25 protein-coding genes are annotated in these 24653 nt (G+C 66.3%); 15 read left to right on the top strand and 10 right to left on the bottom strand.

Translation table 11 applies throughout. The features are described 5' to 3' along the window. The first annotated feature begins 15 nt into the window (after positions 1 to 15). Complete coding sequence (hisD, locus tag DDT93_RS11255; protein WP_109465945.1) at positions 16 to 1314, top strand: histidinol dehydrogenase; 1299 nt, start codon at positions 16 to 18, stop codon at positions 1312 to 1314. 21 nt (positions 1315 to 1335) lie between these two features. Here the strand turns inward: hisD and DDT93_RS11250 are convergent, their stop codons facing one another. Continuing rightward, positions 1336 to 1683, bottom strand: a complete 348-nt coding sequence (locus DDT93_RS11250) for a hypothetical protein (RefSeq protein WP_109465944.1) — start codon at positions 1681 to 1683, stop codon at positions 1336 to 1338. Positions 1684 to 2046: 363 nt separating this feature from the next. Here DDT93_RS11250 and prpE point away from each other — a divergent pair, with 363 nt between their 5' ends. Continuing rightward, positions 2047 to 3936, top strand: a complete 1890-nt coding sequence (gene prpE, locus DDT93_RS11245) for a propionate-CoA ligase PrpE (protein WP_109465943.1) — start codon at positions 2047 to 2049, stop codon at positions 3934 to 3936. Between the two features lie 24 nt (positions 3937 to 3960). Here the strand turns inward: prpE and DDT93_RS11240 are convergent, their stop codons facing one another. Next, entirely contained in the window at positions 3961 to 4896 is a 936-nt protein-coding gene (locus DDT93_RS11240; protein WP_109465942.1) for a LysR substrate-binding domain-containing protein, read from the bottom strand. A 109-nt stretch (positions 4897 to 5005) separates the two neighbouring features. On the opposite strand from DDT93_RS11240, the gene DDT93_RS11235 reads away from it, so the two are divergent. After that, positions 5006 to 6001 (top strand): isopenicillin N synthase family dioxygenase, encoded by a 996-nt coding sequence (locus DDT93_RS11235; protein ID WP_109465941.1) that lies wholly within the window; start codon positions 5006 to 5008, stop codon positions 5999 to 6001. A 65-nt stretch (positions 6002 to 6066) separates the two neighbouring features. Here DDT93_RS11235 and DDT93_RS11230 read toward each other — a convergent pair whose 3' ends face one another. From DDT93_RS11230 to DDT93_RS11220, 3 genes are all read right to left on the bottom strand, one after another. Beyond that, positions 6067 to 6276 (bottom strand): CsbD family protein, encoded by a 210-nt coding sequence (locus DDT93_RS11230; RefSeq protein WP_109465940.1) that lies wholly within the window; start codon positions 6274 to 6276, stop codon positions 6067 to 6069. Positions 6277 to 6391: 115 nt separating this feature from the next. Further along, entirely contained in the window at positions 6392 to 7879 is a 1488-nt protein-coding gene (locus DDT93_RS11225) for a peroxidase family protein (protein WP_109465939.1), read from the bottom strand. Positions 7880 to 8670: 791 nt separating this feature from the next. Next, positions 8671 to 9432 carry an NAD kinase gene (locus DDT93_RS11220; protein WP_109465938.1) on the bottom strand — a complete coding sequence of 254 codons (762 nt, stop codon included), beginning with the start codon at positions 9430 to 9432 and terminating at the stop codon, positions 8671 to 8673. A gap of 175 nt (positions 9433 to 9607) precedes the next feature. Between DDT93_RS11220 and glyA the strand changes: the two genes are divergently transcribed. After that, positions 9608 to 10903, top strand: coding sequence for a serine hydroxymethyltransferase (gene glyA / locus DDT93_RS11215; protein ID WP_109465937.1), 1296 nt, complete (start codon positions 9608 to 9610; stop codon positions 10901 to 10903). Positions 10904 to 11175: 272 nt separating this feature from the next. Further along, entirely contained in the window at positions 11176 to 11349 is a 174-nt protein-coding gene (locus DDT93_RS26495) for a hypothetical protein (protein ID WP_157960150.1), read from the top strand. A gap of 1 nt (position 11350) precedes the next feature. Here the strand turns inward: DDT93_RS26495 and DDT93_RS11210 are convergent, their stop codons facing one another. Continuing rightward, on the bottom strand, positions 11351 to 11725 hold the full coding sequence (locus tag DDT93_RS11210) for a hypothetical protein (RefSeq protein ID WP_109465936.1): 375 nt from the start codon (positions 11723 to 11725) through the stop codon (positions 11351 to 11353). A gap of 105 nt (positions 11726 to 11830) precedes the next feature. Here DDT93_RS11210 and DDT93_RS11205 point away from each other — a divergent pair, with 105 nt between their 5' ends. The 3 genes from DDT93_RS11205 to DDT93_RS26730 all read left to right on the top strand — a co-directional run bounded on the left by DDT93_RS11205 (position 11831) and on the right by DDT93_RS26730 (position 13261). Then, positions 11831 to 12589: an alpha/beta fold hydrolase gene (locus tag DDT93_RS11205; RefSeq protein WP_109466316.1), complete on the top strand. Its 759-nt coding sequence runs from the start codon at positions 11831 to 11833 to the stop codon at positions 12587 to 12589. A gap of 163 nt (positions 12590 to 12752) precedes the next feature. After that, positions 12753 to 12971 carry a hypothetical protein gene (locus DDT93_RS11200; protein ID WP_157960149.1) on the top strand — a complete coding sequence of 73 codons (219 nt, stop codon included), beginning with the start codon at positions 12753 to 12755 and terminating at the stop codon, positions 12969 to 12971. Between the two features lie 152 nt (positions 12972 to 13123). Beyond that, positions 13124 to 13261, top strand: coding sequence for a hypothetical protein (locus tag DDT93_RS26730; RefSeq protein WP_198654825.1), 138 nt, complete (start codon positions 13124 to 13126; stop codon positions 13259 to 13261). A 27-nt stretch (positions 13262 to 13288) separates the two neighbouring features. Here DDT93_RS26730 and DDT93_RS11195 read toward each other — a convergent pair whose 3' ends face one another. Next, positions 13289 to 13504 (bottom strand): hypothetical protein, encoded by a 216-nt coding sequence (locus DDT93_RS11195; RefSeq protein ID WP_232825439.1) that lies wholly within the window; start codon positions 13502 to 13504, stop codon positions 13289 to 13291. A gap of 85 nt (positions 13505 to 13589) precedes the next feature. Continuing rightward, positions 13590 to 15389, bottom strand: coding sequence for a translation elongation factor 4 (gene lepA, locus DDT93_RS11190; protein ID WP_109465934.1), 1800 nt, complete (start codon positions 15387 to 15389; stop codon positions 13590 to 13592). Between the two features lie 65 nt (positions 15390 to 15454). Between lepA and DDT93_RS11185 the strand changes: the two genes are divergently transcribed. Then, on the top strand, positions 15455 to 15706 hold the full coding sequence (locus DDT93_RS11185; RefSeq protein WP_232825438.1) for an acylphosphatase: 252 nt from the start codon (positions 15455 to 15457) through the stop codon (positions 15704 to 15706). 261 nt (positions 15707 to 15967) lie between these two features. On the opposite strand, the gene DDT93_RS11180 is transcribed toward DDT93_RS11185, so the two are convergent. Beyond that, positions 15968 to 18241 (bottom strand): NADP-dependent malic enzyme, encoded by a 2274-nt coding sequence (locus DDT93_RS11180; RefSeq protein ID WP_109465932.1) that lies wholly within the window; start codon positions 18239 to 18241, stop codon positions 15968 to 15970. 165 nt (positions 18242 to 18406) lie between these two features. Between DDT93_RS11180 and DDT93_RS11175 the strand changes: the two genes are divergently transcribed. Further along, positions 18407 to 19492, top strand: coding sequence for a cupin domain-containing protein (locus DDT93_RS11175; RefSeq protein ID WP_109465931.1), 1086 nt, complete (start codon positions 18407 to 18409; stop codon positions 19490 to 19492). Between the two features lie 3 nt (positions 19493 to 19495). On the opposite strand, the gene DDT93_RS11170 is transcribed toward DDT93_RS11175, so the two are convergent. Further along, on the bottom strand, positions 19496 to 19696 hold the full coding sequence (locus tag DDT93_RS11170) for a hypothetical protein (RefSeq protein ID WP_109465930.1): 201 nt from the start codon (positions 19694 to 19696) through the stop codon (positions 19496 to 19498). Between the two features lie 113 nt (positions 19697 to 19809). Between DDT93_RS11170 and DDT93_RS11165 the strand changes: the two genes are divergently transcribed. The 5 genes from DDT93_RS11165 (at position 19810) to DDT93_RS11145 (ending at position 24652) form a co-directional block, all read left to right on the top strand. Then, the gene (locus DDT93_RS11165) at positions 19810 to 20205 is read left to right on the top strand and encodes a cytidine deaminase (RefSeq protein ID WP_109465929.1); all 396 of its coding nucleotides are present in this window, start codon (positions 19810 to 19812) and stop codon (positions 20203 to 20205) included. Positions 20206 to 20208: 3 nt separating this feature from the next. Further along, positions 20209 to 21513: a thymidine phosphorylase gene (locus DDT93_RS11160; RefSeq protein ID WP_109465928.1), complete on the top strand. Its 1305-nt coding sequence runs from the start codon at positions 20209 to 20211 to the stop codon at positions 21511 to 21513. Then, positions 21513 to 22724, top strand: coding sequence for a phosphopentomutase (locus tag DDT93_RS11155; protein ID WP_109465927.1), 1212 nt, complete (start codon positions 21513 to 21515; stop codon positions 22722 to 22724). Before DDT93_RS11160 ends, DDT93_RS11155 begins: the two co-directional genes overlap by 1 nt. Before the next feature lie 99 nt (positions 22725 to 22823). After that, the gene (upp, locus tag DDT93_RS11150) at positions 22824 to 23456 is read left to right on the top strand and encodes a uracil phosphoribosyltransferase (RefSeq protein ID WP_109465926.1); all 633 of its coding nucleotides are present in this window, start codon (positions 22824 to 22826) and stop codon (positions 23454 to 23456) included. Between the two features lie 119 nt (positions 23457 to 23575). After that, a complete protein-coding gene (locus tag DDT93_RS11145) occupies positions 23576 to 24652 on the top strand; it encodes an SPOR domain-containing protein (protein WP_157960148.1) in 1077 nt (358 codons plus the stop codon). The last annotated feature ends 1 nt before the right edge of the window (position 24653 follow it).

Below are 24653 nucleotides of genomic sequence, written 5' to 3'. Positions count from 1 at the left end.
AAGAGGATTGGTCGAATGTCTCACATGTTCCTGAAATCGGCGCAGGGCGCAGCAGTGGCAAACGGGGCCGACGCGGGTGCCGTCGTGGCCGAGATGCTGGCGCGGATCGAACGTGAGGGCGAGGCGGCGGTGATAGACTACGCCGCGCGGCTCGACGGCTGGACCGGTCCCATCGTCGTCCCCGAGGCGCAGATCGTCGCGGCGGAGGCCGAGCTTGACGAGGGGCTGAAGGCAGATATCCGTTATGCCCACGAGAACATCCGCGACTTTGCCCTGGCCCAGCGGCTGAGCGCGCAGGACATGGAAATCGAACTGCGCCCCGGACTGTTTGCCGGGCAGCGGCATATCCCGCTCGCCACGGCGGGCTGCTACGTGCCGGGCGGGCGCTATGCCCATATCGCCTCGGCCCTGATGACGATCACCACGGCGCGTACCGCCGGGGTTCGTCAGGTCATCGCCTGCACCCCGGCGCGGGGCGCCGGTGGTCCGGCCCCGGCCGTGCTTTACGCGATGAAGGTGGCAGGCGCGGACCGCATCCTGTGTCTTGGTGGGGTGCAGGGGGTCGCGGCGCTGGCGCATGGCTTCTTCGGCTGCGCCCCGGCCGACATCCTCGTTGGCCCCGGCAACCAGTTCGTGGCGGAGGCCAAGCGGCAGATGTTCGGGCCGGTCGGGATCGATATGTTCGCCGGGCCGACGGATTCGATGATCCTCGCCGATGAGACGGCGGATGCGCTGACGGTCGCGTGGGACCTCGTCGGACAGGCGGAGCACGGGCAGAACTCGCCGGTCTGCCTCGTGACGACCCACAAGCCGCTGGCGCGCGAGGTGCTGCGGCTGATGCCGCGCTGCATCGCCGAACTGCCGGAGTCGAACGGGGCGGCTGCCCGCGCCGCATGGGACGCGCTGGGCGAAGTGGTGTTGTGCGACGGGGCGGAGGCGATGGCCGCCTTTGCGGATCGCGCCGGGCCGGAGCACCTGCACGTGCAGGCGCGCGATCTTGAGTGGTGGAAGCAGCGGCTGACGTCTTACGGGTCGCTGTTCCTTGGGCAGAACACGACCGTTGCCTTTGGTGACAAGGCCGCCGGTCCGAACCACGTGCTGCCGACCTCTGGCGCGGCGCGCTATACCGGCGGACTGAGCGTTCACAAGTTCCTCAAGACCGTCACCTGGCAGCGGGTCGAGGACGAGGCGCTGCCGGCGCTGGCGCAGGCCACCGCGAACATCTCGCGCCACGAGGGGATGGAGGGGCACGCGCGCACTGCCGACATCCGACTGGCGCGGCTGAGCCCGGCGCCGATGGTGGCCGGGCACTGATCCGGGGTTAGGGCCGGGGTCTCAGGCCTTGGCGCAGACCTTCTCGGCCTGAACACCGAATTCGCGCCAGCGCTTCCAGAACGCCTCGTTGCTGGCGCTGTCCGATTGCCGGATTTCCTGCGCCTTGTGGGGGTCGTCGAAGAAGCTGGCGCCGAGCCGCTGGTCGGAACGCGAGAGCGTGTCGTCGGCTACGGCCTGAACGCAGCCGCAGCGCCGCTCGGATGCGCTGTTGCGCCCGGACTGCATGCAGGCCGACGAGATCGGACCCCGTGCCTCGGGGATCACCTCGACATGGCGGTTGCGGGAGGATTGCCCGCCGCAGGAGGACAGGAGTGCCAGGGCGAGGGTCGCGGCAATCGCAGGTTTCATGGTTACTGTTCCGTACTGCTCTGGGGCGTTTCGGCAGCCCCGGTTGCTTTTTGCTTTTGCGGGACAATATGGCCGAGCGGGGCGCGAGTTTCAATTGCCGGGGCCCCCGGAACGGACATTGGGCCGCGCGAATCTCTCCGCATGTGAGATGTCGCAGGGGCCGTGCGGGCCCTCGCCCTGTTTGCAAACCCAGAGGGGGTTTTCCGGGCCTTCGGGAGATACCCTGCGGTTTGCAAAGTTTTCCCTGCGTTAAGTGCGAAAACTGCAAAGAATTTGCGCCACTCTGTCGCGCAGCCCGCAAGACGCTTGCCCGGTTGGCTGCCGCTTCGTAACACAAATGCAATTCTGTGGAGGAGGATGAGGATGTCTTACAAGGAGACATACGCGCGTGCCAAGGCCGACCCGGAGGGCTTTTGGCTGGACGCTGCCAAGGCCATTGACTGGGACAGGTTCCCGACCAAGGCGCTGACCGACACCGGCGGTCCGCTCTACCACTGGTTCGAGGACGGCATGGTCAACACCTGCTGGAATGCGGTGGACCGCCATTGCGAGGCCGGGCGGGGATCGCAGGTTGCGATCATCCACGACAGCCCCCTGACCGGGACCACGCAGAAGATCACCTTTGACGAGCTGCGCAACCGCGTCGCGCAGCTCGCCGGGGCGCTGCGCGCCAAGGGGATCGAGAAGGGCGACCGCGTCATCATCTACATGCCGATGGTGCCGCAGGCGATCGAGGCGATGCTGGCCTGCGCGCGCCTTGGCGCGATCCACTCGGTCGTCTTCGGCGGCTTCGCGGCCAACGAACTGGCCGTGCGCATCGACGACTGCCAGCCCAAGGCGATCATCGCGGCCTCCTGCGGGATCGAGCCGGGCCGCGTGGTTCACTACAAGCCGCTGCTGGACGGCGCGCTGGAGCTGTCCAAGCACCAGCCTGATTTCTGCGTGATCTTCCAGCGCGAGCAGGAGGTCGCCCGGCTGGAAGAGGGCCGCGACGTGAGCTGGTACGGCTTCCAGTACGGCGTCGAGCCTGCGGACTGCGTGCCAGTCGAGGGCGGGCACCCGGCCTATATCCTCTACACCTCCGGCACCACCGGCCAGCCCAAGGGCGTGGTGCGCCCGACCGGCGGGCACCTCGTGGCGCTGAACTGGACCATGAAGAACATCTACAACGTCGATCCGGGCGACGTGTTCTGGGCCGCCTCGGACGTGGGCTGGGTCGTGGGGCATTCCTACATCGCCTATGGCCCGCTGATCCACGGCAACACCTCGGTGGTGTTCGAGGGCAAGCCGGTCGGCACACCCGATCCGGGCACCTTCTGGCGGGTGATCGCCGAGCACAAGGTGCGCTCGTTCTTTACCGCGCCCACCGCCATCCGTGCGGTCAAGCGCGAAGACCCCAAGGGGGAGTTCGTCAAGCAGTACGATATCTCGTGCCTGCGTGCGCTCTATCTCGCGGGGGAACGGGCCGACCCCGATACCATCGAGTGGGCGCAGCGCATTCTCGACGTGCCGGTCTATGACCACTGGTGGCAGACCGAAACCGGCTGGACCATCGCGGGCAACCCCGCGGGGCTGGAGGCGCTGCCGGTCAAGATCGGCTCGCCGACGGTGCCGATGCCGGGCTACGACGTGCAGATCCTCGACGAGGCGGGGCACCAGATGAAGGCGGGAGAACTGGGTGCGATCGCGATCAAGCTGCCGCTGCCGCCGGGCACCCTGCCGACGCTGTGGAACGCGGAGGACCGCTACAAGAAGGCCTATCTCTCGCACTTCCCCGGGTATTACGAGACCGGCGATGCGGGGATGATCGACGAGGACGGCTACCTCTACATCATGGCGCGCACCGATGACGTGATCAACGTCGCGGGACACCGGCTCTCGACCGGGGGCATGGAGGAGGTTCTCGCCTCGCATCCGGACGTAGCCGAATGTGCGGTGATCGGGGTCAGCGACGATCTGAAGGGGCAATTGCCCGTCGGCTTCGTGATCCTGACCAAGGGCGTGAACCGGCCGCATGACGAGATCACGGCGGAATGCGTCAAGCTGGTGCGCGACCGAATCGGGCCGGTGGCGGCCTTCAAGCTGGCGGTGGTGGTCGACCGGTTGCCCAAGACGCGGTCGGGCAAGATCCTGCGGGCGACCATGGTCAAGATCGCCGACAATCAGGAGTTCAAGGTACCGGCGACCATCGACGACCCGGCCATCCTCGACGAGGTGAGAGACGCGCTGAAGTCCATCGGCTACGGCGTCTGAGTTCGGCTGGTCTGGCTGGCGCTGTCAGCCGGGCCGCACCTCGCCCGATGCGGCTGCCAGCAGCCAGTGATAGAGGGTCAGCGCCTGCGGCGTGGGGGCCCGGTGGCGCGGCAGGCCGAGGTAGTAGCCATAGCCGGTGACCAGCACCTGCCGTGAGAGTTCCACCAGCCGACCCGCGCGCAGGTGGTCCGACAGAAGTTCCTGGCTGCCCAGCATGACGCCTTCGCCGGACAGGGCCGCGTCGACGGCCATCGGGTAGGTGGGAAAGACCACGCGCGGGCGCACCCGGTTGGGCGCGATCCCCTGCCACTGGAACCAGTCCCTGAGCGAGCGCCAGTAGGCGTTGACCCTTGCATAGTCGAACAGCGTCATCGCGGCGATCTCGTTCGCCCCGAGGTCTTCGGGGGCGCGGCCCGGGGCGAGACGCGACAGGTAGTCCGGGGCGGCGACCGGGATCAACCTCTCCTGCAGCAGCGGGGTCAGGGCCCAGTCGGGGTGGGCGCCGAGGCTGTAGAGGACGGTCAGGTCATTGGTGTCCGCCGACAGGTCGCTGCCCTTGTCGGAGGTGACGAGGCGCACGTCCTCGTCCGGCCGGGCGAGGACATAGCCGCGCAGGGTCCGGCTGAGCCAGAGATGCGAGATCGAGCCGCTGGCGGCGATCACCACCGAGGCGGGCGCTTCCCTTGGCAGGATTTCCCCGAGCCCCTCCGACAGGAAGTCGAGCGCGGCCTGTGTGCGCCGGTAGAGCGTTTCGCCCTTGGGGGTCAGTTCGAGGCGCCGACCTTCGCGAATGAAGAGGTCGGCCTGAAGGTCTGTCTCGAGCTTCTGGATGCGCCGGCTGACCGCTGCCTGTGTCACCAGCAACTCGCGCGCCGCGGCGCTGAAGTTCATGTGGCGCGCGGCGGCCTCGAACACGCGGAAGGCGTCGAGCGACATCCGGTCCAAGAGACGTCTATGCATGATCAGGAGTCATCAAAATCCATGAGATTTTCTGATATTTGATAATCTCAGGTTAGCAAATAGGCTCGTCCCCGGCAACGCAGCCCGACATGCTCAGGACATCACGACCATGAAAGACGCCGACCTGATCCCCGATATTCCCATCATCGACGCCCGGCTGATCATGATGGCCGGCACCGCGACGGACACTGAACTGGCGCGTGCGGCCGAGGGTGCCGGATTCATGCGGCTCTCGCACGTGGACGAGGCGCTGGGCCTCGCGCCGGACATGCGGGAGCGCATCCTCGCCTTCTTCGCACTTCCGGAAGAGGCGAAGCGGCAGCTGTCCCGCCGCAAGTACGTTCCAGAGCATGATAACGTCTACCGGGGTTACTTTCCGCTGACCCCGGGCACGCAGACTTACAAGGAAGGCATTGATATCGGCGCTGACGCCGTCGATGCCACCCGCGTGTCGGACAGTGGCGATCCGCTGCTGGAGCCGACCCCCTGGCCCGAGGACGCGCCGGACTGGCGGGCGGCGGTCGCGGATTACTACGCCGCGATGGAGCGGCTGGGGCAGGCGATCCTTGCCGGTTTGGCCCGCGGGATGGGGCTGGATCCGCAGTTGATGACACCGCTGTTCAAGGCATCGAATTCGACCCTGCGGATGATCCGCTATCCCGAGCGCCCGCCGGAATCCCTGCCCGCCGATCTGGATACCGTCCGTTCCGGCTCGGACGACCCGCGCTGGATCGTCGGTGCGGCCCATACCGACTCGGGGTTCATCACCCTGCTCTGGCAGGATGACAACGGCGGATTGCAGGCCGAGACCGAGGATGGCCGCTGGATCGACGTGCCGCCGATCGCCGAGGGGCTGGCGGTGAACTTTGGGCAGTTGCTGGAACAATGGACCGGTGGCCGGGTCCGGGCCACGCGCCATCGCGTGCTGGGCGGGTTGCGCGAACGCTGCTCGGTGCCGTTCTTCTACGAGCCTGCGGTGGATGCGCGGATCGAACCGCTGCCGCTGCCGGGGATCGCACCGTTCGAGCCGTTCCTCTACGGCGATTTCCTGTGGAACCACATGTCGAGTTTCGTGGAGTTCCGGGGGATCGAGCGGCACCGCTGAAGGAGACAAGAAGGAAGGCGCGGGAGGGTTCTCCCGCGCCTTCCCCCTGAATCTCGTGGCGGAGCTTACAGCGTTTCTTTCTGTGCTGCCGCGAAGTCGTCGATCTGGCGCTCGGCCTCATCCTTGGCCAGGCCGTATTTCTCCTGGATCAGGCCCGCCAGCTTTTGGCGGTTGCCCTGGACGCGGTCCAGATCGTCATTTGTGAGGTCGCCCCATTTCTCCTGGACCGACCCTTTAAGCTGCTTCCAGTTGCCTTCAACGATATCCCAGTTCATCGTCACTCTCCTCTGAGTACTATTGACCGAGACGTCCGGCGTTGATCACCGGCGGCTCGACATATCAACGCGCCGCACCGCCGGGTCGTTCCCTCTGGAAGCGATCAACTCAGCATCAGGCGAGCCCGATTCCGTTGGCTTTGAGGCCAGCCAAGCGGATTATGGCCGGCAGGGTCCAGGACGGGTCGTCGCGGTTGTCTTCGCCGTCCTTCAGGAGAGGATCATCCTTGGGTGTCCAGCACGGATCGAGGTTGAAGAAGGAGCCGGGATCGCCCTTCAGCAGGCCCGCGAAAACGGCACAGACGATGATGGACCCCACCCGGCCCAGCGTGTTTCCGCCGTTCCCCTGCGCCTCGCGCAGGATGTAGTACCAGAGCGCGTCTGGCTCGCATTCGTCGAGTTCCAGCGGCTTGATGCACAGCTTGCGCGCGACCGAGGTGCCGGAGGGCAGATCGAAGGAGATGCCGCGCATCAGGTTGCGCAGCGCCAGCACGTTCAGCGGATCGCCTGCCGCCCCTTCGAAGAGGAACGACAGCGCGTTGCTGAGCTTGGTGTCGATCTTGCGGGCCATCTGCGGGAAGCCGAAATTGGCGAGCGAGCTTTCCATCTGCAGGAACCAGTCCCATTGGATGCAGTTGTTCTGCTCCATCGGGCGGAACCCGCGCAGGTCGTTGCCGGTGGTGCCGGGCGAATTGTCGAAGATCGGGGCAAAGACGCCCACGCCCCTGACCTGGTTGGTCTGGTAGGCGTTGCGCACCATCGAGTGCCCGAAGCGATAGGCCGCGACCGAGAACTCGACCGGCATGAAGGGCTGGTTCTTCCAACTGAACAGGTCGTCCAGCCCGCAGTCCCATGCCTGACGACCGCCGCATTTCTTCTCGAGCTTGAGGGCGCACTTGTAGACCTCGTCGATGGCGATGCGCCGGATGAAGTCGTTCCAGACGATGTACTGGTAGAGCCAGCGCAACGTCTTCCGCGCAATCTCGAACACGGTCTTGGTGTCGGCATCGGGGTGCGCGGCCCGGGCGCGGTCGACCAGCGTGTTGTGCGCCAGCAGGAAGGCCATCTGCAGTTGGCTGACGATGGAGTTCTCGTCGTTCCGCATGTCGCCGATCAGGGCGCGGCCGTCGAAGCGGGGCAGGTCGGGCAGCTCCGGGTGCCCATCGACCGCACCGAGGGCCATCTTTGCCTTGTCGGCGGAGCTGTAGAGGTAGGGCTGGTCGTCGGGCCCCATGCCGTAGAGGTTGTCGAGGTCCAGACGGGGGGTACGGAAGTTCAGCAGGCCGTTGGGGTCGTTCTTGCGCATCAGCGACGAGGTGGGGTCGAAGGTGATGTCATGGTCGATGAACTGGCCGAAATAGGTATAGCCGGCGGGGATCTTCGAGCTGAAGGTTTCCTCCAGTTCCTTGATCTTGTCCGGGTCCCCGGCGATGTCGCCCGGCAGAACCCCGGGCAGTTCGACCATGAGGTCGTTGGCGACCTTGCCAAGGTCGGTGTCGCCCGGCTCCCATGGCGTGAGCTCGGGGAACATGCGGCCAAACGGGCCGTGATAGAACTTGGAACGAGGGGCTAGGATATCGAGATGCGAGGCACCGTGTGCCATGGCCAAACTCCTTGCTGACAATGTGACTTTGAAAAACTCAAGGCGCTGAAAATGCGGTACGCCTCGGGGGCGACGGTATCACAACTTTAGGTTGAAGTCATGTGGGGTGACACAACTAGGAAGGTCTCTGCCGTGCTCAGGGAACAATTGCGGGCGCAAGGAGGTGACCCTGCGCCCGCGGAGACGGTTCTGAAACACTGGTTACGCGACCGGCCAAACTCTTTACGCCACTTCCGTCTCCGGTCGGGTACTTAAGGCAGGCTGTAATCTCAGCCTGCTGCCGGTATCGCACGGTCGGCGCTACCCGGTCTGTGAACCGCTTCACAGGGGGAGAGGTTTTTGTGGGGGGAGCGCGGGGGAGATGTGAAATTGCGGACACGAGGCCGTGGCCCCGCGCCCGCAGATCAGCTTTACCGCATCACTCGTTAGATTTGCACTCACTCACTTCGGGCCACTCACCCGAAGGGCCTTTAATACGGCCACTCGCGTCGTACTCAGTATAGTCGCAGGGGTAAGTGAACTGAGTCACATTGGTGTGAAAAATCCAAGAATTCTATGTGGATAGGCGAGCATGGCGCCGGGGGCACCACGCTCGCCGTCAGGTTGCGTAACAGGCGGACTCTTACCCTACGCGGAGTGCGGGAACACGCACCTGGGGATCGGTGACCAAGGGGGCAAGCAGTGATGACCCTGAGCCGACTCCGTTGACCCGTTTATCCTCGCCAACCATGAAAAATTGACGAAACGCCGGAGGTCTTTTTCGGGCATTTGCGTGGCGAGTGGATCGCCCGTCAGTTGAATTGTTCCGAGATCAGCCGCTCTTCGAGCCCGTGTCCGGGGTCGAAGAGAATGCGGTGCTTGATGGTGGGCTCGGAATGGATCTCGACCCAGTCGATGTTGTCGATCGAGATCGAATCGGCATCGGCCATCACCGGGCGCTTGTCGGCCTCGATCACGTCGAACCTGACCTCGGCGGTCTTGGGCAGCAGCGCGCCGCGCCAGCGTCGGGGCCGGAAGGCCGCGATGGCGGTCAGCGCCAGCACGTCCGCACCGATCGGCAGGATCGGCCCGTGCGCCGAGTAGTTGTAGGCGGTGGAGCCCGCCGGGGTGGCGACCAGCGCGCCGTCGCAGACGAGCTCGGGCAGGCGGACGCGCCCGTCGACCGAGATCCGGAGCTTGGCGGCCTGGGGACCCGCGCGCAGCAGCGAGACCTCGTTGATCGCCAGGGCGCGATGCATCTCGCCGTTCTGGTCCATCGTGCGCATCGACAGCGGGTTGATCACCTCTTCCACCGCCGCCTGCAGCCGGTCGGGCAGGTCGGTCTCGGAGTATTCGTTCATCAGGAAGCCCACGGTGCCCCGGTTCATGCCGTAGACCGGCACATCGAGTTCCTGCGTCGCGTGCAGCGCGCGCAGCATGAAACCGTCGCCCCCCAGCGCCACGATCATGTCGGCCTCTTCCGGGCGCACGTTGCCATAGCGCTCCACAAGGACGACACGGGCCTCCTCGGCGACTGCGGCCCGCCCGGCCATGAACGCGATTTTCAGGGACATCCCAAAGGTTTCCGGTCCTGCGAATTCGGTTCCGAAACAATCATACCTTTCCCCCCGTGACCAGACTCGCCGCGCAGCCGATGTGAATCGTCGTATTACGGTCTTTCAAGCCTCCCGCGTTTCCTTTAGGAGAAGCGCCAATTCTCTGCTGTCACCCCAGAACCCGGAGCTTGCCATGAACGCGCCTCACCGTGACAACGGCTTTTTCACCGAAGACCTCTCCTCGCGCGACCCCGAGCTGTTCGGCGCGATCACCAACGAACTCGGCCGCCAGCGCGACGAGATCGAGCTGATCGCGTCCGAGAACATCGTCAGCCTCGCCGTGCTGCAGGCGCAGGGTTCGGTCCTGACCAACAAGTACGCCGAAGGTTACCCGGGCAAGCGCTACTACGGCGGCTGCCAGTACGTCGACGTCGCCGAGACGCTGGCGATCGAACGCGCCAAGGAGCTGTTCGGCTGCAACTTCGCCAACGTCCAGCCGAACTCCGGTTCCCAGATGAACCAGGCCGTGTTCCTCGCGCTGCTGAAGCCCGGCGACACCTTCATGGGCCTCGACCTGAACTCGGGCGGCCACCTGACCCACGGCTCGCCGGTCAACATGTCGGGCAAGTGGTTCAACGTGGTGTCCTACGGCGTGCGCCAGCAGGACGAGATGCTGGACATGGACGAGGTTCGCGCCAAGGCGCTGGAACACAAGCCCAAGCTGATCCTCGCGGGCGGCACCGCCTACAGCCGCGAGTGGGACTGGGCCGCCTTCCGCGAGATCGCGGACGAGGTCGGCGCCTACCTGCACGTGGACATGGCCCATATCGCGGGCCTGGTGGCCGGTGGCGTCCATGCCTCTCCGCTGCCGCACGCCCACGTGGTCACCACCACCACGCACAAGTCGCTCCGCGGCCCGCGCGGCGGCATGATCCTCACCAATGACGAGGACATCGCCAAGAAGATCAACTCGGCCGTGTTCCCCGGCCTGCAGGGCGGCCCGCTGATGCACGTGATCGCCGCCAAGGCCGTGGCCTTCGGCGAGGCGCTGCGCCCCGAGTTCAAGCAATACGCGGCACAGGTGAAAGCCAACGCCGCGGCGATGGCCGACCAGCTGATGAAGGGCGGCATCAACGTCGTCTCGGGCGGCACCGACAACCACCTCTGCCTCGCCGACCTGCGCCCCAAGGGCGTGACCGGCAAGGCGGCAGAGGCGGCACTGGGCCGCGCTCACATCACCTGCAACAAGAACGGCGTGCCGTTCGACCCGGAAAAGCCCTTCGTGACCTCGGGCATCCGCCTCGGCTCGCCCGCCGGCACCACCCGCGGCTTCGGTGAGGCCGAGTTCCGCCAGATCGCGGACTGGATCGTCGAAGTGGTCGACGGTCTCGCCGCCAACGGTGAAGACGGCAACGCCGAGGTCGAGGAAAAGGTCAAGGCCGAGGTCGCCGCGCTCTGCGCCCGCTACCCGCTCTACCCCAACCTCTGATCCCTCGGATCGGTTGAACGGGACGCCCGGGGTCATGCCCCGGGCGTTTTGCGTTTCAGGGGGCGCTGCCCCCTCTTGGCCTGCGGCCAATTCACCCCCGGAGTACTTTCGAAGAAAAGAAGGGCGGGGCGCGTCCTGCCTCTTTTCTTCACAAATACTCCGGGGGAGGCGCCGCTTGCGGCGACGGGGGCAGCGCCCCCAAGGTCACAGGCTGTATCCCGCAGCGCGACATGCTAGATCTGGTCCCGGAAAGAACTGGGATTGGGCTCCTGATGTCGTCACTTGCGTGGAACCTGGCCGCTGCGGCCGGGGTGATCGTCATTCTGTTCGCTGCCTTCCGGCAGTTTCACTTCATGGCGAACAGCACGCGCCTGCTGCGCATTCTTGCGGCGGCCGTGATCGTTGCCGTCGTGCTGATGGTGCTGAACCTGACTTTGCCCGGCTAGGTCAGATCAGCCCGCGCCAGCGCAGGACGGCGAAGAGCAGGGCGGCCAGCAGCAGGATGTTGAAGGCCATCGTGCCCAGCACGCCGAGGACGAAGCCCTTGCGGCGGTCGGCGAGGTCGATGGACTTGAGGTGGGTCTCAAGCGCGCCTGCGGCCTTGCCGAGGCGCTCGGCGTCGAGGGTCATGCGCAGTTTCGGGTGGTGGGCCATCGGCATGGCATCGGCGAGCGCCGCGCCCTCGGAGCGCAGGTGGCGGGGCAGGCGGTGCCGCGCCTTGCCCATGGCTTCGGGGAAGGCGGCGGCCCGAATTCCGAGCTTGCTGCGCATCAGGCCGCGCACCGTTTCCACGCGCTGAATCACGTTATCCATGTCGGCCATCGTTCGCCCCCGTTTCCTGAGCCGATCCTAGCGGTTGCCGACGGGATGCTCAATCGGGGGCCTTTGCTCTGGCGGCGCTCCGCGCGGGGCGTTATCTCTGCCCTCATGCTGAACCAGATTGTCCATGGTACCCCGACCGACGCCCCGCCGCTCCTGATCGCGCACGGGCTCTATGGCTCGGCCCGCAACTGGGGCGTGATCGCCAAGCGCCTGTCGGACGAGCGGCAGGTGATCGCGGTCGACATGCGCAACCATGGCTTCAGCCCGCAGGTGGAGGTCCACAACTATCCCGCGATGGCGGAGGACCTGGCCGAGGTGATCGCGGCGCTGCCGGGACCGGCGGATGTGCTTGGGCATTCCATGGGCGGCAAGGCCTCGATGATGCTGGCGCTGACGCATCCGGACCTGGTGCACCGCCTAATCGTCGCCGATATCGCGCCGGTGCCCTATTCGCACAGCCAGCTGCCGCATATCCAAGCCATGCGGGCGGTCGACCTCTCGGGGATCAGCCGCCGCTCGGAGGCCGAGGAGCGGCTGGCCGAGCAGGGCGTCGACAAGGCATTGCAGAGTTTCTTCACCCAGTCCCTCGATCTGAAGGAGGGCCGCTGGCGCTACAACTTCGATGCGCTGGAGGCGGGGATGCCGGAGATCATGAGCTTTCCCGAGGTGGACGCCACCTGGGACGGACCCTCGCTGTTCCTGACCGGCGCGGAGTCGGATTATGTCCGGCCCGAGCACCGAGAGCGCATCAAAGCATTGTTTCCGAAGGCGCGATTTGCCCGGATACCCGGTGCGGGGCACTGGCTGCATGCGGACAAGCCGCGCGAGTTCGAGGCGGCGGTGCGGGTTTTCCTGAACGCCTGAACGGCCCATCGGTGGGTCGGATTTCGCCATTTGTGGCAGTTCGGTCGCGCACGCCTTGCAATGAACACATTCTTGACACACTTTATGCGTGTGCCGCCTTAATCTCGGCAAGAATAGCGTGAAAAGTCTCCTCACCCGTAAGGGACATCAAGGAGCGGAAAAAGTGGCAGTGTATCTGATAGCATCGGTCATCGCAGGTCTGGTCAGCGCGGCTTACGCGATGATGGGCCACGACGCCGGGGTGTTTCAGGCGCTGCTCTGGTATGTCCTTGGTGGCTGGGCCGGTCTGGGCCTGATGATCGCCCTGACCGTACTGGGCCGCACCGCGCGCCCGACGCCGCCGGATGCCCCGCGCGGCATGCCGACCCCGCAGCGCGCCTGACATTCCCGTTTTCGTAGTGACACAAGGGTGGGCGGTTTATTGCCCGCCTTTTTGCGTTGTCTTGCCGGTGGGCAGCTCCGCGCCGTAAGGCAGAGCTCAGTTCGCCCATGACGCGCGTCCGCCGCGGGCGCTTTCAAGGAAGGTCACCACCGATGATCCGAGTTCTGCTTGTCTGCCTTGCCCTGCTGGGCCTTGCCGCCTGCGAAACCGCCAAGGGGGCAAACCGCGACCTGCAGAAGGCAGGGGATGCGATCAACGGCATGGTGAAAAAGGTCGAGAAGAAGCTCTGACCTTAAGCCTGCAGGCTGTAGCTGGCGTCAGGCCGGACGTTTGTCGGGCCAGTTCGGGTCGTCCCTGCGGATGCGGCGCGTGATCAGCACTCCGGCCGGAACGCCGATCAGCAGTCCCGCTGCGGCGGAGACTGCGAAAGCCATCCAGCTGTAGAACCCGGCCACCAGCGCAGCGACCAGAACCGCTCCGGCGATGCAGAGCACCGCCAGCGGCACGATGAACATGTTGAGCTTGTTGCGCATGGTCTCTCCTCCGGTTGCGGTTGGAGTCGGAGAGAGAACGCGGGTGGAAGGGGAGAGGTTCCCGCTGGAACCCCTCCGGGTTGGATCAGCTGTCCATCTTGAGCGCCGAGATGAACGCCTCTTGCGGGATGTCCACCTTGCCGAACTGGCGCATCTTCTTCTTGCCCGCCTTCTGCTTGTCCAGCAGCTTGCGTTTCCGCGTGGCGTCGCCGCCGTAGCACTTGGCGGTCACGTCCTTGCGCAGGGCCGAGAGGGTCTCGCGCGCGATCACCTTGCCGCCGATGGCCGCCTGGATCGGGATCTTGAACATGTGGCGCGGGATCAGCTCTTTCAGCTTTTCGCACATGGCCCGGCCGCGCATTTCGGCGCGGTCGCGGTGCACCATCATCGACAGCGCGTCCACCGGTTCGTCGTTCACCAGCACCTGCATCTTCACGAGGTTGTCCTCGCGATAGCCGATCAGCTGGTAGTCGAAGCTGGCGTAGCCCTTGGTGACCGACTTGAGCCGGTCGTAGAAGTCGAAGACCACCTCGTTCAGCGGCAGGTCGTAGACCACCAGCGGGCGGGTGCCGGCATAGGTCAATTCCAGCTGGATGCCGCGGCGGTCCTGGCAGAGCTTGAGCACGTCGCCGAGGTATTCGTCGGGCACCATGATGGTGGCCTTGATCCGGGGTTCCTCGATGTGGTCGACGTAGGTCAGGTCGGGCATGTCGGCGGGGTTGTGCAGTTCCTGCATCGTCCCGTCCTTCATGTAGATATGGTACACCACCGAGGGGGCGGTGGTGATCAGCTCGATGTCGTACTCGCGCTCGAGCCGGTCGCGGATCACCTCGAGGTGCAGCAGCCCGAGGAAGCCGCAGCGGAAGCCGAAGCCGAGGGCGGCGGAGGTTTCCATCTCGTAGGAGAAGGAGGCGTCGTTCAGGGCGAGCTTCTCGATGGCGTCGCGCAGATCTTCGAACTCGGCCGAGTCGACCGGGAAGAGGCCGCAGAAGACCACGGGGATCGACGGCTTGAAGCCCGGGAGTGCCTTGTCGGTGCCCTTTTTCTCGGTGGTGATGGTGTCGCCGACCTTGGTGTCGCGCACCTGCTTGATCGAGGCGGTGATGAAGCCGATCTCGCCGGGGCCGAGTTCGGCCACGTCCTGCATCGCCGGGCGGAACACGCCGATCTTGTCGATCTGGTGCACCGTGCCGTTGCGCATGAACTTCACGCGGTCGTTCTTCTTCATCACCCCGTCCATGATGCGGACGAGGACGACGACGCCGAGGTAGCTGTCGTACCAGCTGTCGACCAGCATCGCCTTGAGCGGCGCGTTGCGGTCGCCGGTCGGGGCGGGGAGGCGTTTGCAGATCGCTTCCAGCGTTTCGTGGATGCCGAGGCCAGATTTGGCCGAGACCAGCAGCGCGTCGGACGCGTCGATGCCGATGACGTCCTCGATCTGCTCCTTCACGCGCTGGGGTTCCGAGGCGGGCAGGTCGATCTTGTTCAGGACCGGGATGATCTCGTGGTCGGCGTCGATAGCCTGATAGACGTTCGCGAGGGTCTGCGCCTCGACCCCCTGAGTCGAGTCCACCACCAGCAGCGAGCCTTCGACGGCGTGCATCGAGCGCGACACCTCGTAGGCAAAGTCGACGTGGCCGGGGGTGTCGATCAGGTTGAGGATATAGAGCTCGCCGTTGTCGGCGATGTACTCGATCCGGACCGTGTTGGCCTTGATGGTGATGCCGCGCTCGCGTTCGATGTCCATCGCGTCGAGCAGCTGTTCCTTCATCTCGCGCGCGGACACGGTATTGGTCGACTGGATCAACCGGTCGGCCAGCGTGGATTTGCCGTGGTCGATGTGCGCCACGATGGAGAAATTGCGGATATGATCAAGGTCGGTCATGCTGCGGGATATGATGTGGAACGGGCATTTGGTCAATGGGGATTGAAACCGCAGTCAGGGTGCGCGTGAGCGGCCGTGTCCAGGGGGTCTGGTTCCGTGCATGGACCGAGCGGACTGCGCTGGAACTGGGCGTTTCGGGTTGGGTCCGCAATGCGCCGGACGGTACGGTCGAGGCGCTGATCGGCGGGTCGGCCGATGCGGTAAAGCAGATGGTGGCGCGGCTGCATGACGGGCCGGACATGGCCCGGGTCGACCGGGTCGTGACCTTGCCCGCCGAGGTCGACGAGGTGCCCGGCGGCTTCGAGATCAGGCGCTGAGGCGGGTCGCCGCGCAGGCGGCGGAATACGACGCGCAGGTCGAATTCATGCGAGAGACTCGGTGAGGCGCGGGCCTACCATCCCCTCAGGGCAGGCGCGGTGCCCGCCCTGTTTGAGAGGAGCGTCGCCATGGGCGACAAGAAGGCCAAGCCGTCGAAACCCGGCACCAAGACCGTCAAGAAGTAACCCCCCAGACCCCGAGGCCTCCGTCGCGCGGTTGCGGTCGCGCGGCGGAGGTTTGCCTTGGTCCCGGTGCGTTGCTCAGCCGTATTGCGCCACCGGGGTGCCCGCGATGGCGGCCATGTTCAGCAGGCCGCGCGCGGTGATCGAGTGGTTCACGATATGGGCGCGGTTGCCCATGCCCATCAGGATCGGTCCGACTTCGAGCCCGTCGGCGCGCATCTTGAGGATGTTGCGCACGCCGCTGGCGGCATCGGCATGGGCAAAGACCAGAACGTTGGCCGAGCCGGTCATGCGCGAATTGGGGAAGTAGCGCTGGCGCAGCTCGGGATCGAGAGCAGAGTCGACGTTCATCTCGCCCTCGTAGCAGAATCCGCGATCTTCGGCGTCGAGGATCTCCATCGCCGCGCGCATCCGCTTGCCCGAGCCTTCGGCTTGGTTGCCGAACTGCGACTGCGAGCAGAGCGCCACCTTGGGTTCGAGCCCGAAACGACGCACGTGGCGGGCGGCCCCGATGGCGATCTCGGCGATCTGCTCGGGCGTCGGCAACTGGTGGACGTGGGTGTCGGCGATGAACAGCGGACCCTGTTCGAGGATCATCAGCGAGAGGGCGCCGTGCGGGCGCAGGCCGTGGCCGCCGAGGACCTCCTCGACGTACTTCAGGTGCCAGCGATATTCGCCGAAGGTACCGCAGATCAGGCTGTCGGCCTCGCCACGATGCACCATGATGGCGCCGATGGCGGTGGTGTTGGTGCGCAGGATCGCCTTGGCCAGGTCTGGCGTCACGCCGCGCCGCTGCATGATCTCGTGGTAGGAACTCCAGTAATCATAGTAACGCGGGTCGTTCTCCGGGTTCACCAGCTGGAAGTCGCGGCCCGGGCGGATGTCGAGGCCGAAGCGTTCGCAGCGCTGCTCGATCACTTCGGGACGACCGATCAGGATCGGCGTCTCGGTGGTTTCCTGCAGGATCGCCTGCGCGGCGCGCAGCACGCGCTCGTCTTCGCCCTCGGCAAAGACGATCCGGCGGGAGGCGGCGCGGGCGGCGTCGAAGACCGGGCGCATCAGCAGGGCGGACTTGAAGACCGACTGGTTCAGCTTCTGCTTGTAGGCGGCCATGTCCTCGATGGGCCGGGTGGCGACACCGCTGTCCATCGCGGCCTGCGCCACCGAGGAGGAGACGACGGCCACGAGGCGCGGGTCGAAGGGCTTGGGGATCAGGTAGTCGGCCCCGAAGGTCAGTTGTTCGCCGTGGTAGGCGGCGGCAGCCTCGGCGCTGGTGGTGGCGCGGGCGAGGTCGGCGATGCCGTCGATACAGGCGATCTCCATCTCGTCGTTGATCTCGGTCGCGCCCACGTCCAATGCACCCCGGAAGATGAAGGGGAAGCACAGGACGTTGTTCACCTGGTTGGGGAAGTCGCTGCGGCCAGTGGCAATGATCGCGTCAGGGGCGACCTTGCGGGCCTCGTCCGGCATGATCTCGGGGGTGGGGTTGGCCAGCGCGAAGATGATCGGGCGCTTGGCCATTCTGGCGACCATCTCGGGCTTCAGCACGTTGGGGCCCGAGAGGCCAAGGAACAGGTCGGCGCCGTCGATCACCTCATCGAGCGTGCGCTTGTCGGTGGCCTGCGCGAACTCGGCCTTCTGCGGATTCATGTCCTCGGCGCGGCCCTCGTAGACGAGGCCGTGGATGTCGCAGAGCCAGACGTTCTCGCGCTTGACGCCCAGCTTGAGCAGCATGTTGAGGCAAGCGATGCCCGCCGCGCCACCGCCGGTCGAGACGATCTTGATGTCCTCGAAGGCCTTGCCCGCGACGTAGACGGCGTTCTTGGCCGCCGCGCCCACGACGATGGCGGTGCCGTGCTGGTCATCGTGGAAGACAGGGATGTTCATCCGCTCGCGGCACAGCTTTTCTACGATGAAGCAGTCCGGCGCCTTGATGTCCTCGAGGTTGATCGCGCCGAAGGTCGGGGCGAGGGCGCAGACGATGTCGGCCAGCTTCTCGGGGTCCTGTTCGTCCACCTCGATGTCGAAGCAGTCGATATTGGCGAATTTCTTGAAGAGGACGGCCTTGCCTTCCATCACCGGCTTGGAGGCCAGCGCGCCGATGTTGCCGAGCCCGAGGACGGCGGTGCCGTTCGAGACCACCGCGACGAGGTTGGCGCGGGTGGTGTAGAGCGCGGCATTGGCCGGGTCGGCCTTGATCTCAAGACAGGCCTCGGCCACCCCCGGCGAGTAGGCGAGCGAGAGATCGCGGCCGTTGGCCATGGGCTTGGTGGCCCGGATCTCAAGTTTGCCGGGTTTCGGCAGCTCGTGATACTTCAGCGCCGACTGGCGCAGGCTCGGGGCGTCGGACACGGATTCTTCCTCCTTGGAGAATATAGTTTAGCATTAAACTACTTTTCCGGAGAGGGAAACGGGTCATTTTGATCCCGCGCTCTCACCTTGCCTGTCTTGCATATTCCGACGTGTCTGGCCAAGGTTTCGCTGCGCCGAGAAGGCCAGTGAAACAAAGGGGGGACCATGTCCGAGACATTGGCCGAAATCCGCCTGCCGACGGCGGAACTGAGAGACGACATCCCGTTCTTCACCAAGACGCTGAAGATGCGGCTCGACATGATCTACCCGGCGGACGATCCGCAGGTGGCGGTGTTCTCGGGGCACGGGCTGAGGCTAAGGATCGAGAACGGGGCGAGCGAGGCACCGGGAACCCTGCGCATCCTGACCGACGATCCTGACGGGTTCGCGGACGGAGCGCGCCGCCTGACCGCGCCGAACGGCACCCGCGTCGAGATCGAGGAACGTCACCCGCCGATGGTGATGCCGACCACGGTGCATTCCTTCGTCGTGCGCCGCCTTGCCGACGAGGCGCCCTGGGTCATCGGGCGCGCGGGGATGGAGTACCGCGACCTGATCCCCGACCGGCTGGGCGGGTCGATCATCGCCAGCCATATCCGCATTCCCGGCGGCGGGGCGGTTCCGGACATGGTGCATTACCACCGGGTCGGATTTCAGCTGATCTTCTGCATCCACGGCTGGGTCGATGTCGTCTACGAGGACCAGGGCGACAAGATGCGCCTGACCGCAGGCGATTGCTTCATTCAGCCGCCCGAGATCCGGCACCGGGTGCTGGAGTCCGGCGATGACGTGCAGGTGATCGAGATCGGTGTGCCGGCCGAGCACGTGACAGAGATCGATCACGAGATGGAACTCCCTACGGGCCATCTGCGGCCCGAGCGGGAATGGCAGGGGCAGCGGTTCGTCTACAACAAGGCCGAGGGCGCAAAGTGGGCGCCGTTCCGGCTGCCGGGCTACGTGGCGCGGGACACGACGATCGCGGAGAACACCAAGGGTGTTGCGGGCGTGATGGTGGTGCGGAAGGGGGAGGGCGCGCCGGAGTGGGCCGCCCATTCGACCGACATCCTGTTCACCTACGTCAAGGATGGCTCGGTCACGCTCGAAGGAGAGGGGCGCGATCCCTACCTGCTGCAAAAGGGCGACGCCTTTGTCGTTCCGCCGGGGATGCGGACACGGCTGACGGACCCGAGCGCGGACATGGAGCTGCTCGAGGTTTCGCTGCCGGGCGTGTTCGAGACACGGCTCGGATAAGTCCTAGAGAGTGCCCAGTTCCTTGAGCTGGGCGATGCGGCGGCGGGCCTGTCGTTCGGTCAGGTCGCCCAGCACCGGCTGGCCTTCACGCTCCGAGAGGCGCAGCAGTTCCGCCTCGGTCGCGGCGTGCATCATCTTGCGCGCGCAGTTGGCCGAGATGGGGCTGCGGGGCGGACGAGATATCTTGGTATCTTCCAGCTTCATGGCGTTTTCCCTGTTCTAGTGTATCAGGCCAACGGGCCGGGGGCCATAAGGTTCCGCTTGCATCCGGGGCGCGGGCTTTGGAACATGGGGGTTCAACACAGAGAGGCCCCGAGATGAGCGAGCTGAAGACTGCCGCGACCGCCGTGCGCGAGAACGCCTATGCGCCCTATTCCAAGTTCAAGGTGGGGGCGGCGGTGCGCGCAGCATCCGGCACCATCTATGCGGGCTGCAATGTCGAGAACGTGGCCTATCCGGAAGGCACCTGCGCCGAGGCCGGGGCCATCGCCGCGATGGCCGCCGCGGGCGAGTACGAGATCACCGAGGTCTACGTGATTGCCGGGTCGCCGACCCCGGTGCCGCCCTGCGGCGGCTGCCGCCAGAAGCTGGCCGAGTTCGGCAAGGGCGGGGTGCGGGTGACACTGGCCACCACCGGCGGGGCGGAGTTTTCCACCACCATCGCCGATCTCCTGCCGGGGGCCTTCGACGCGGGCCACATGGAAGGGGCCTGAGCCTTGGACGCACGTTCGATCATCGCCAAGTTGCGGCGGCGCGAGGTCCCGACGGCCGACGAGCTTGGCTGGTTCGCGCAGGGGCTCGCCGACGGTGGGGTGAGCGACGCGCAGGCGGGCGCCTTTGCGATGGCCGTCTGCATGGGCGGGCTGGGCACCGAGGGGCGCGCGGCGCTGACGCTGGCGATGCGCGACAGCGGGAGGGTGCTGTCGTGGGACGTGGACGGCCCGGTGATCGACAAGCATTCGACGGGCGGCGTGGGCGACTGCGTGTCGCTGATCCTCGCGCCCGCTTTGGCGGAGTGCGGTGGCGTGGTGCCGATGATCTCGGGCCGGGGCCTTGGCCACACCGGCGGGACGCTCGACAAGCTGGAGGCGATCCCCGGTGTGAGCACCGGAGTGACCGAAGACATGCTGGCGCGCATCGTGGCCGGGACGGGGTGTGCCATCGTGGGGGCCACCGCTGGGATCGCCCCGGCCGACAAGCGCCTTTACGCCATCCGCGACGTGACTGCGACGGTCGAGAGCCTCGACCTGATCACCGCCTCGATCCTCTCAAAGAAACTTGCGGCCGCGCCCGAGGCGCTGGTGCTCGACGTCAAGGTGGGGTCGGGGGCGTTCATGAAGACGCCCGACGAGGCGCGCGCGCTGGCCGAGGCGCTGACCGCGACGGCCAACGCGGCAGGCTGCAAGACCACGGCGGTGATCACCGACATGAACCAGCCGCTGGCGCCTGCGCTCGGCAACGCGCTGGAAGTGGCCGAGGTGATGAAGGTGCTGCGCGGCGAGGCCGAGGGGCCGCTGTTGCAGATCACAGCCGCGCTGGGCGGCGTCGTGCTGGCCGATTGCGGGCTGGCTGCGGATGTGCAGGCCGGGGCCGACAGGATCGCCGAGGCGCTGCGGGACGGTCGCGTTGCGGAACGGTTCGGCCGGATGATCGCTGCGCAGGGCGGTCCGCTGTCCTTCGTCGACGACTGGGCGCGCTTCTTGCCCGAGGCGAACGTGATCCACGAGGTCGGCGCGGCGCAGGCAGGTTACGTCACCGCCATCGACGGCGAAGCGCTGGGCCTTACCGTGGTGGCGCTGGGCGGCGGGCGGCAGGTCGAGAGTGACGTGGTGGAGCCGGCGGTCGGCCTCTCGCGGCTGGTCCGGCTGGGAGACAGGGTCGAGAAGGGCGCGCCGCTGGCGCAGGTCCATGCGGGGCGCGAAGACGCGGCGCGCCGGGCCGAGGCGTCGGTGCGGGCGGCGATCACCATCGGCGCCGAGCCGGTCGCGGTGCCGGACCTCATTCACGAAAGGATCGGTTGATGGCACGGGCGTTTCTGGTGGTGATGGACTCGGTCGGCATCGGCGGGGCGCCGGATGCCGGCAGCTTCTACAACGGCGCGATACCCGATACCGGGGCCAACACGCTGGGTCATATCGCGGCGGCCTGCGCCGCGGGGCAGGCAGAAGAGGGGCGCACGGGGCCGCTGAAGATGCCGAACCTCGATGCGCTGGGCCTTGGCGCCGCGCTGGCCCTCGCCTCCGGCACGTCGGCGCCCGGGCTCGGGGCCTATCCGCACGGGCGCTGGGGGGCCGCGACCGAGGTTTCGCCGGGCAAGGATACACCCTCGGGTCACTGGGAGCTTGCCGGTCTGCCGGTGCCTTGGGACTGGCACTATTTTCCCGACGATGTTCCGGCGTTTCCGAAGGCGTTGACGGACGCGGTGGCCAAACTTGCTGGGACAGACGGCATCCTTGGCAACTGCCACGCATCAGGCACCGCGATCCTCGACGAGTTGGGGGCCGAGCATATGCGCAGTGGCTGGCCGATCTGCTACACCTCGGCCGACAGCGTGTTCCAGATCGCCGCGCACGAGGAGACCTTCGGGCTGGACCGGCTGCTGGAGCTCTGCAAGGCCATCGCCCCGCGCCTGCACGAGATGAAGGTGGGCCGGGTTATCGCACGACCCTTTGTCGGCAGCCCGGAGGCCGGGTTCACCCGCACGACCAACCGGCGCGACTATGCCATCACGCCGCCCCGACCGGTGCTGACCAACTGGGTGCAGGAGGCGGGGCGGCGGGTCTACGGGATCGGCAAGATCGGTGACATCTTCTCGATGCAGGGCATCGACGAAGTGCGTAAGGGATCGGACGAGGCGCTGATGGGCCACCTCTCGGACCTTGTGGACGAGGCCGATGAGGGCAGCCTGACCTTTGCCAATTTCGTTGAATTCGACAGCCTTTACGGCCATCGCCGCAATGTCTCGGGCTATGCGCGTGCGTTGGAATGGTTCGACGCGGCGATCGGCCCGGTGCTGGAACGGCTGCGCCCGGGAGACCTGATGGTGTTCACCGCCGATCACGGCAACGACCCGTCCTGGAGCGGAACCGATCACACCCGCGAGCGTGTGCCGGTGCTGGTCAAGGGCGCCGGAGAGGGCGGGCTGGGGCAGGTGGCCTTTGCCGACGTGGCCGCCAGCGTGGCGGCGCACCTCGGGGTTCCGGGGCAGGGGCCGGGGCGGAGTTTCCTCTAGGACTGCCCCGGGTTCGGACCTTTTCTCCCCGTTGCATCTTGCCTCCCGCGCCGGACTCGCGGCAAAAGACGAAAACCCTGCAACCCCGGAGCCTGCCGCATGTCCCAGCATCTGACCGCCGTCGATCACCCGCTTGTCCAGCACAAGCTGACCCTGATGCGCGACAAGGCCACGCCCACCGCGGTCTTCCGCCAGCTGCTTCGCGAGATCACGCAGCTCCTCCTCTACGAGATCACCCGCGAACTGCCGATGACGCGCAAGCCCATCGAGACCCCGATGGAAGAGATGGATGCGCTGACCCTTGCGGGCAAGAAACTGGCGCTGGTCTCGATCCTGCGCGCGGGCAACGGGATGCTGGACGGTGCCCTTGAACTCATCCCCTCGGCGCGGGTCGGCTTTGTCGGCCTCTACCGTGACGAGGAAACGCTGCAACCGGTGCAGTATTACTTCAAGGTGCCGGAAGCGCTGGAAGATCGCCTTGTGATCGCCGTCGACCCGATGCTGGCCACCGGCAATTCCTCGGCCGCCGCCATCGACCTGCTGAAGAAGGCAGGGGCGACCGACATCCGGTTCCTCTGCCTGCTCGCCGCGCCCGAAGGGATCGCGCGGATGCAGGAGGCACATCCGGACGTGCCGATCGTGACCGCCGCCGTCGACCGTGGGCTCAACGAAAAGGGCTACATCATGCCGGGCCTCGGTGACGCGGGCGACCGCATGTTCGGGACCAAATAAAGCGGCCGCGACGCTTTACTCACAGGGCGATTTGCTGCAAGGTTGACCGCAATATCTCGTGTAGGGCGGTCATGAGAAACACAAGAATTATTGCGGCAACACTAATACTGGCAGCAGGCTTGGCGACCGGTGCAGAGGCCCGGACGCTGAGCGAGGGAGCCGTTCCCGCCGAGCTCCCGCCTGCCTCCTACACCGGCAAGAGCTATGTCGACAGCAAGGGTTGCCTCTACGTGCGTGCGGGCATCAACGGCATTCTCCGCTGGGTGCCGCGCGTCGATCGCCAGCGCAACCTGCTGTGCGGTTACAAGCCGACGCTCAGCCCCTCCGAGATCGCCCGGGCGCAGGCCGCCCCGCGCAGCGCGGAGGCCAACGGACCCGAGATCCTGACACTCGACGGGCCGGCGCCCGCCGCACCCAGTGCCCGCACCCCGCGGGCGGCCCCCGCCGCCACGACCCAACCTGCGCGCAAGCCGTCACCCAGCCCGGCCCCGACGGTCTATACATCGGGCGGCACAAGGGCCCCGGCGACGATCCAGCGCAAGCCTTCGGCCGGTCCGGCGCCTACGGTCTTTACCTCCGGCGAGGGGCAGATCGCCCCGGTCCGGGTGGAGATCCCGCCAAAGGTCGCCCAGTCGCTGCCGAATGTCACGGTGCCCAAGGGCTACCGCCTGGTCTGGACCGATGGCCGCGCGGCGACCGTGCGGCCGACCGGGGATGGTGCGGTGATGGTGACGGATATCACCCGCGCCCCCAAGGTGCCGCCGGGCTATCGTCCGGCCTGGAACGACGGGCGGCTGAACCCGCTCCGGGGGCTCGGCACGCCCGAGGGCGAGGCGCAGACCGACCAGGTCTGGACCCGGACGGTGCCACGGCAGCTGAAGCAGCCCACCGGGCGCGGCGGCGTAATCGTCGGGCAGGCGCAGCCGGTCACCCATGTCTCCACCCGTTCACAGGTTGCCACAGGTGCGCCCAGCTATGTCCGGGTCGGCGCCTATACCCAGCAGGCGGACGCGCAGAAGGTCGCGCAGGGTCTGTCGCGCAAGACCGGGCTGCCCGCCCGCATTGGCACCCTGCGCCGGAATGGCGAGGCTCTGCCGATGGTCCTGATGGGGCCCTTCGCCAGCGCGGAGCAGGCGCAGGCCGCATTGGTCAAGGTGCAGGGCGCAGGCTTTGGCGGTGCGACGGTGCTGCGCTAGG

The sequence above is a fragment of the Albibacillus kandeliae genome, assembly GCF_003116585.1.
Lineage (GTDB): Bacteria > Pseudomonadota > Alphaproteobacteria > Rhodobacterales > Rhodobacteraceae > Albibacillus > Albibacillus kandeliae.
Note: the sequence above shows the minus strand (reverse complement) of the source record. Positions and strands in the feature narration are given on the sequence as shown.

Coding starts and splice junctions, on each gene's coding strand:
- prpE (WP_109465943.1), top strand. CDS start 2,047: ATGTCTTACAAGGAGACATACGCGCGTGCCAAGGCCGACCCGGAGGGC.
- glyA (WP_109465937.1), top strand. CDS start 9,608: ATGAACGCGCCTCACCGTGACAACGGCTTTTTCACCGAAGACCTCTCC.
- DDT93_RS11250 (WP_109465944.1), bottom strand. CDS start 1,683: ATGAAACCTGCGATTGCCGCGACCCTCGCCCTGGCACTCCTGTCCTCC.
- DDT93_RS11225 (WP_109465939.1), bottom strand. CDS start 7,879: ATGGCACACGGTGCCTCGCATCTCGATATCCTAGCCCCTCGTTCCAAG.
- DDT93_RS11240 (WP_109465942.1), bottom strand. CDS start 4,896: ATGCATAGACGTCTCTTGGACCGGATGTCGCTCGACGCCTTCCGCGTG.
- DDT93_RS11195 (WP_232825439.1), bottom strand. CDS start 13,504: ATGCGCAACAAGCTCAACATGTTCATCGTGCCGCTGGCGGTGCTCTGC.
- DDT93_RS11175 (WP_109465931.1), top strand. CDS start 18,407: ATGTCCGAGACATTGGCCGAAATCCGCCTGCCGACGGCGGAACTGAGA.
- DDT93_RS11235 (WP_109465941.1), top strand. CDS start 5,006: ATGAAAGACGCCGACCTGATCCCCGATATTCCCATCATCGACGCCCGG.
- hisD (WP_109465945.1), top strand. CDS start 16: ATGTCTCACATGTTCCTGAAATCGGCGCAGGGCGCAGCAGTGGCAAAC.
- DDT93_RS11165 (WP_109465929.1), top strand. CDS start 19,810: ATGAGCGAGCTGAAGACTGCCGCGACCGCCGTGCGCGAGAACGCCTAT.
- DDT93_RS11220 (WP_109465938.1), bottom strand. CDS start 9,432: ATGTCCCTGAAAATCGCGTTCATGGCCGGGCGGGCCGCAGTCGCCGAG.
- lepA (WP_109465934.1), bottom strand. CDS start 15,389: ATGACCGACCTTGATCATATCCGCAATTTCTCCATCGTGGCGCACATC.
- DDT93_RS11170 (WP_109465930.1), bottom strand. CDS start 19,696: ATGAAGCTGGAAGATACCAAGATATCTCGTCCGCCCCGCAGCCCCATC.
- DDT93_RS11210 (WP_109465936.1), bottom strand. CDS start 11,725: ATGGCCGACATGGATAACGTGATTCAGCGCGTGGAAACGGTGCGCGGC.
- DDT93_RS26495 (WP_157960150.1), top strand. CDS start 11,176: ATGTCGTCACTTGCGTGGAACCTGGCCGCTGCGGCCGGGGTGATCGTC.
- DDT93_RS26730 (WP_198654825.1), top strand. CDS start 13,124: ATGATCCGAGTTCTGCTTGTCTGCCTTGCCCTGCTGGGCCTTGCCGCC.
- DDT93_RS11230 (WP_109465940.1), bottom strand. CDS start 6,276: ATGAACTGGGATATCGTTGAAGGCAACTGGAAGCAGCTTAAAGGGTCG.
- DDT93_RS11155 (WP_109465927.1), top strand. CDS start 21,513: ATGGCACGGGCGTTTCTGGTGGTGATGGACTCGGTCGGCATCGGCGGG.
- DDT93_RS11205 (WP_109466316.1), top strand. CDS start 11,831: ATGCTGAACCAGATTGTCCATGGTACCCCGACCGACGCCCCGCCGCTC.
- upp (WP_109465926.1), top strand. CDS start 22,824: ATGTCCCAGCATCTGACCGCCGTCGATCACCCGCTTGTCCAGCACAAG.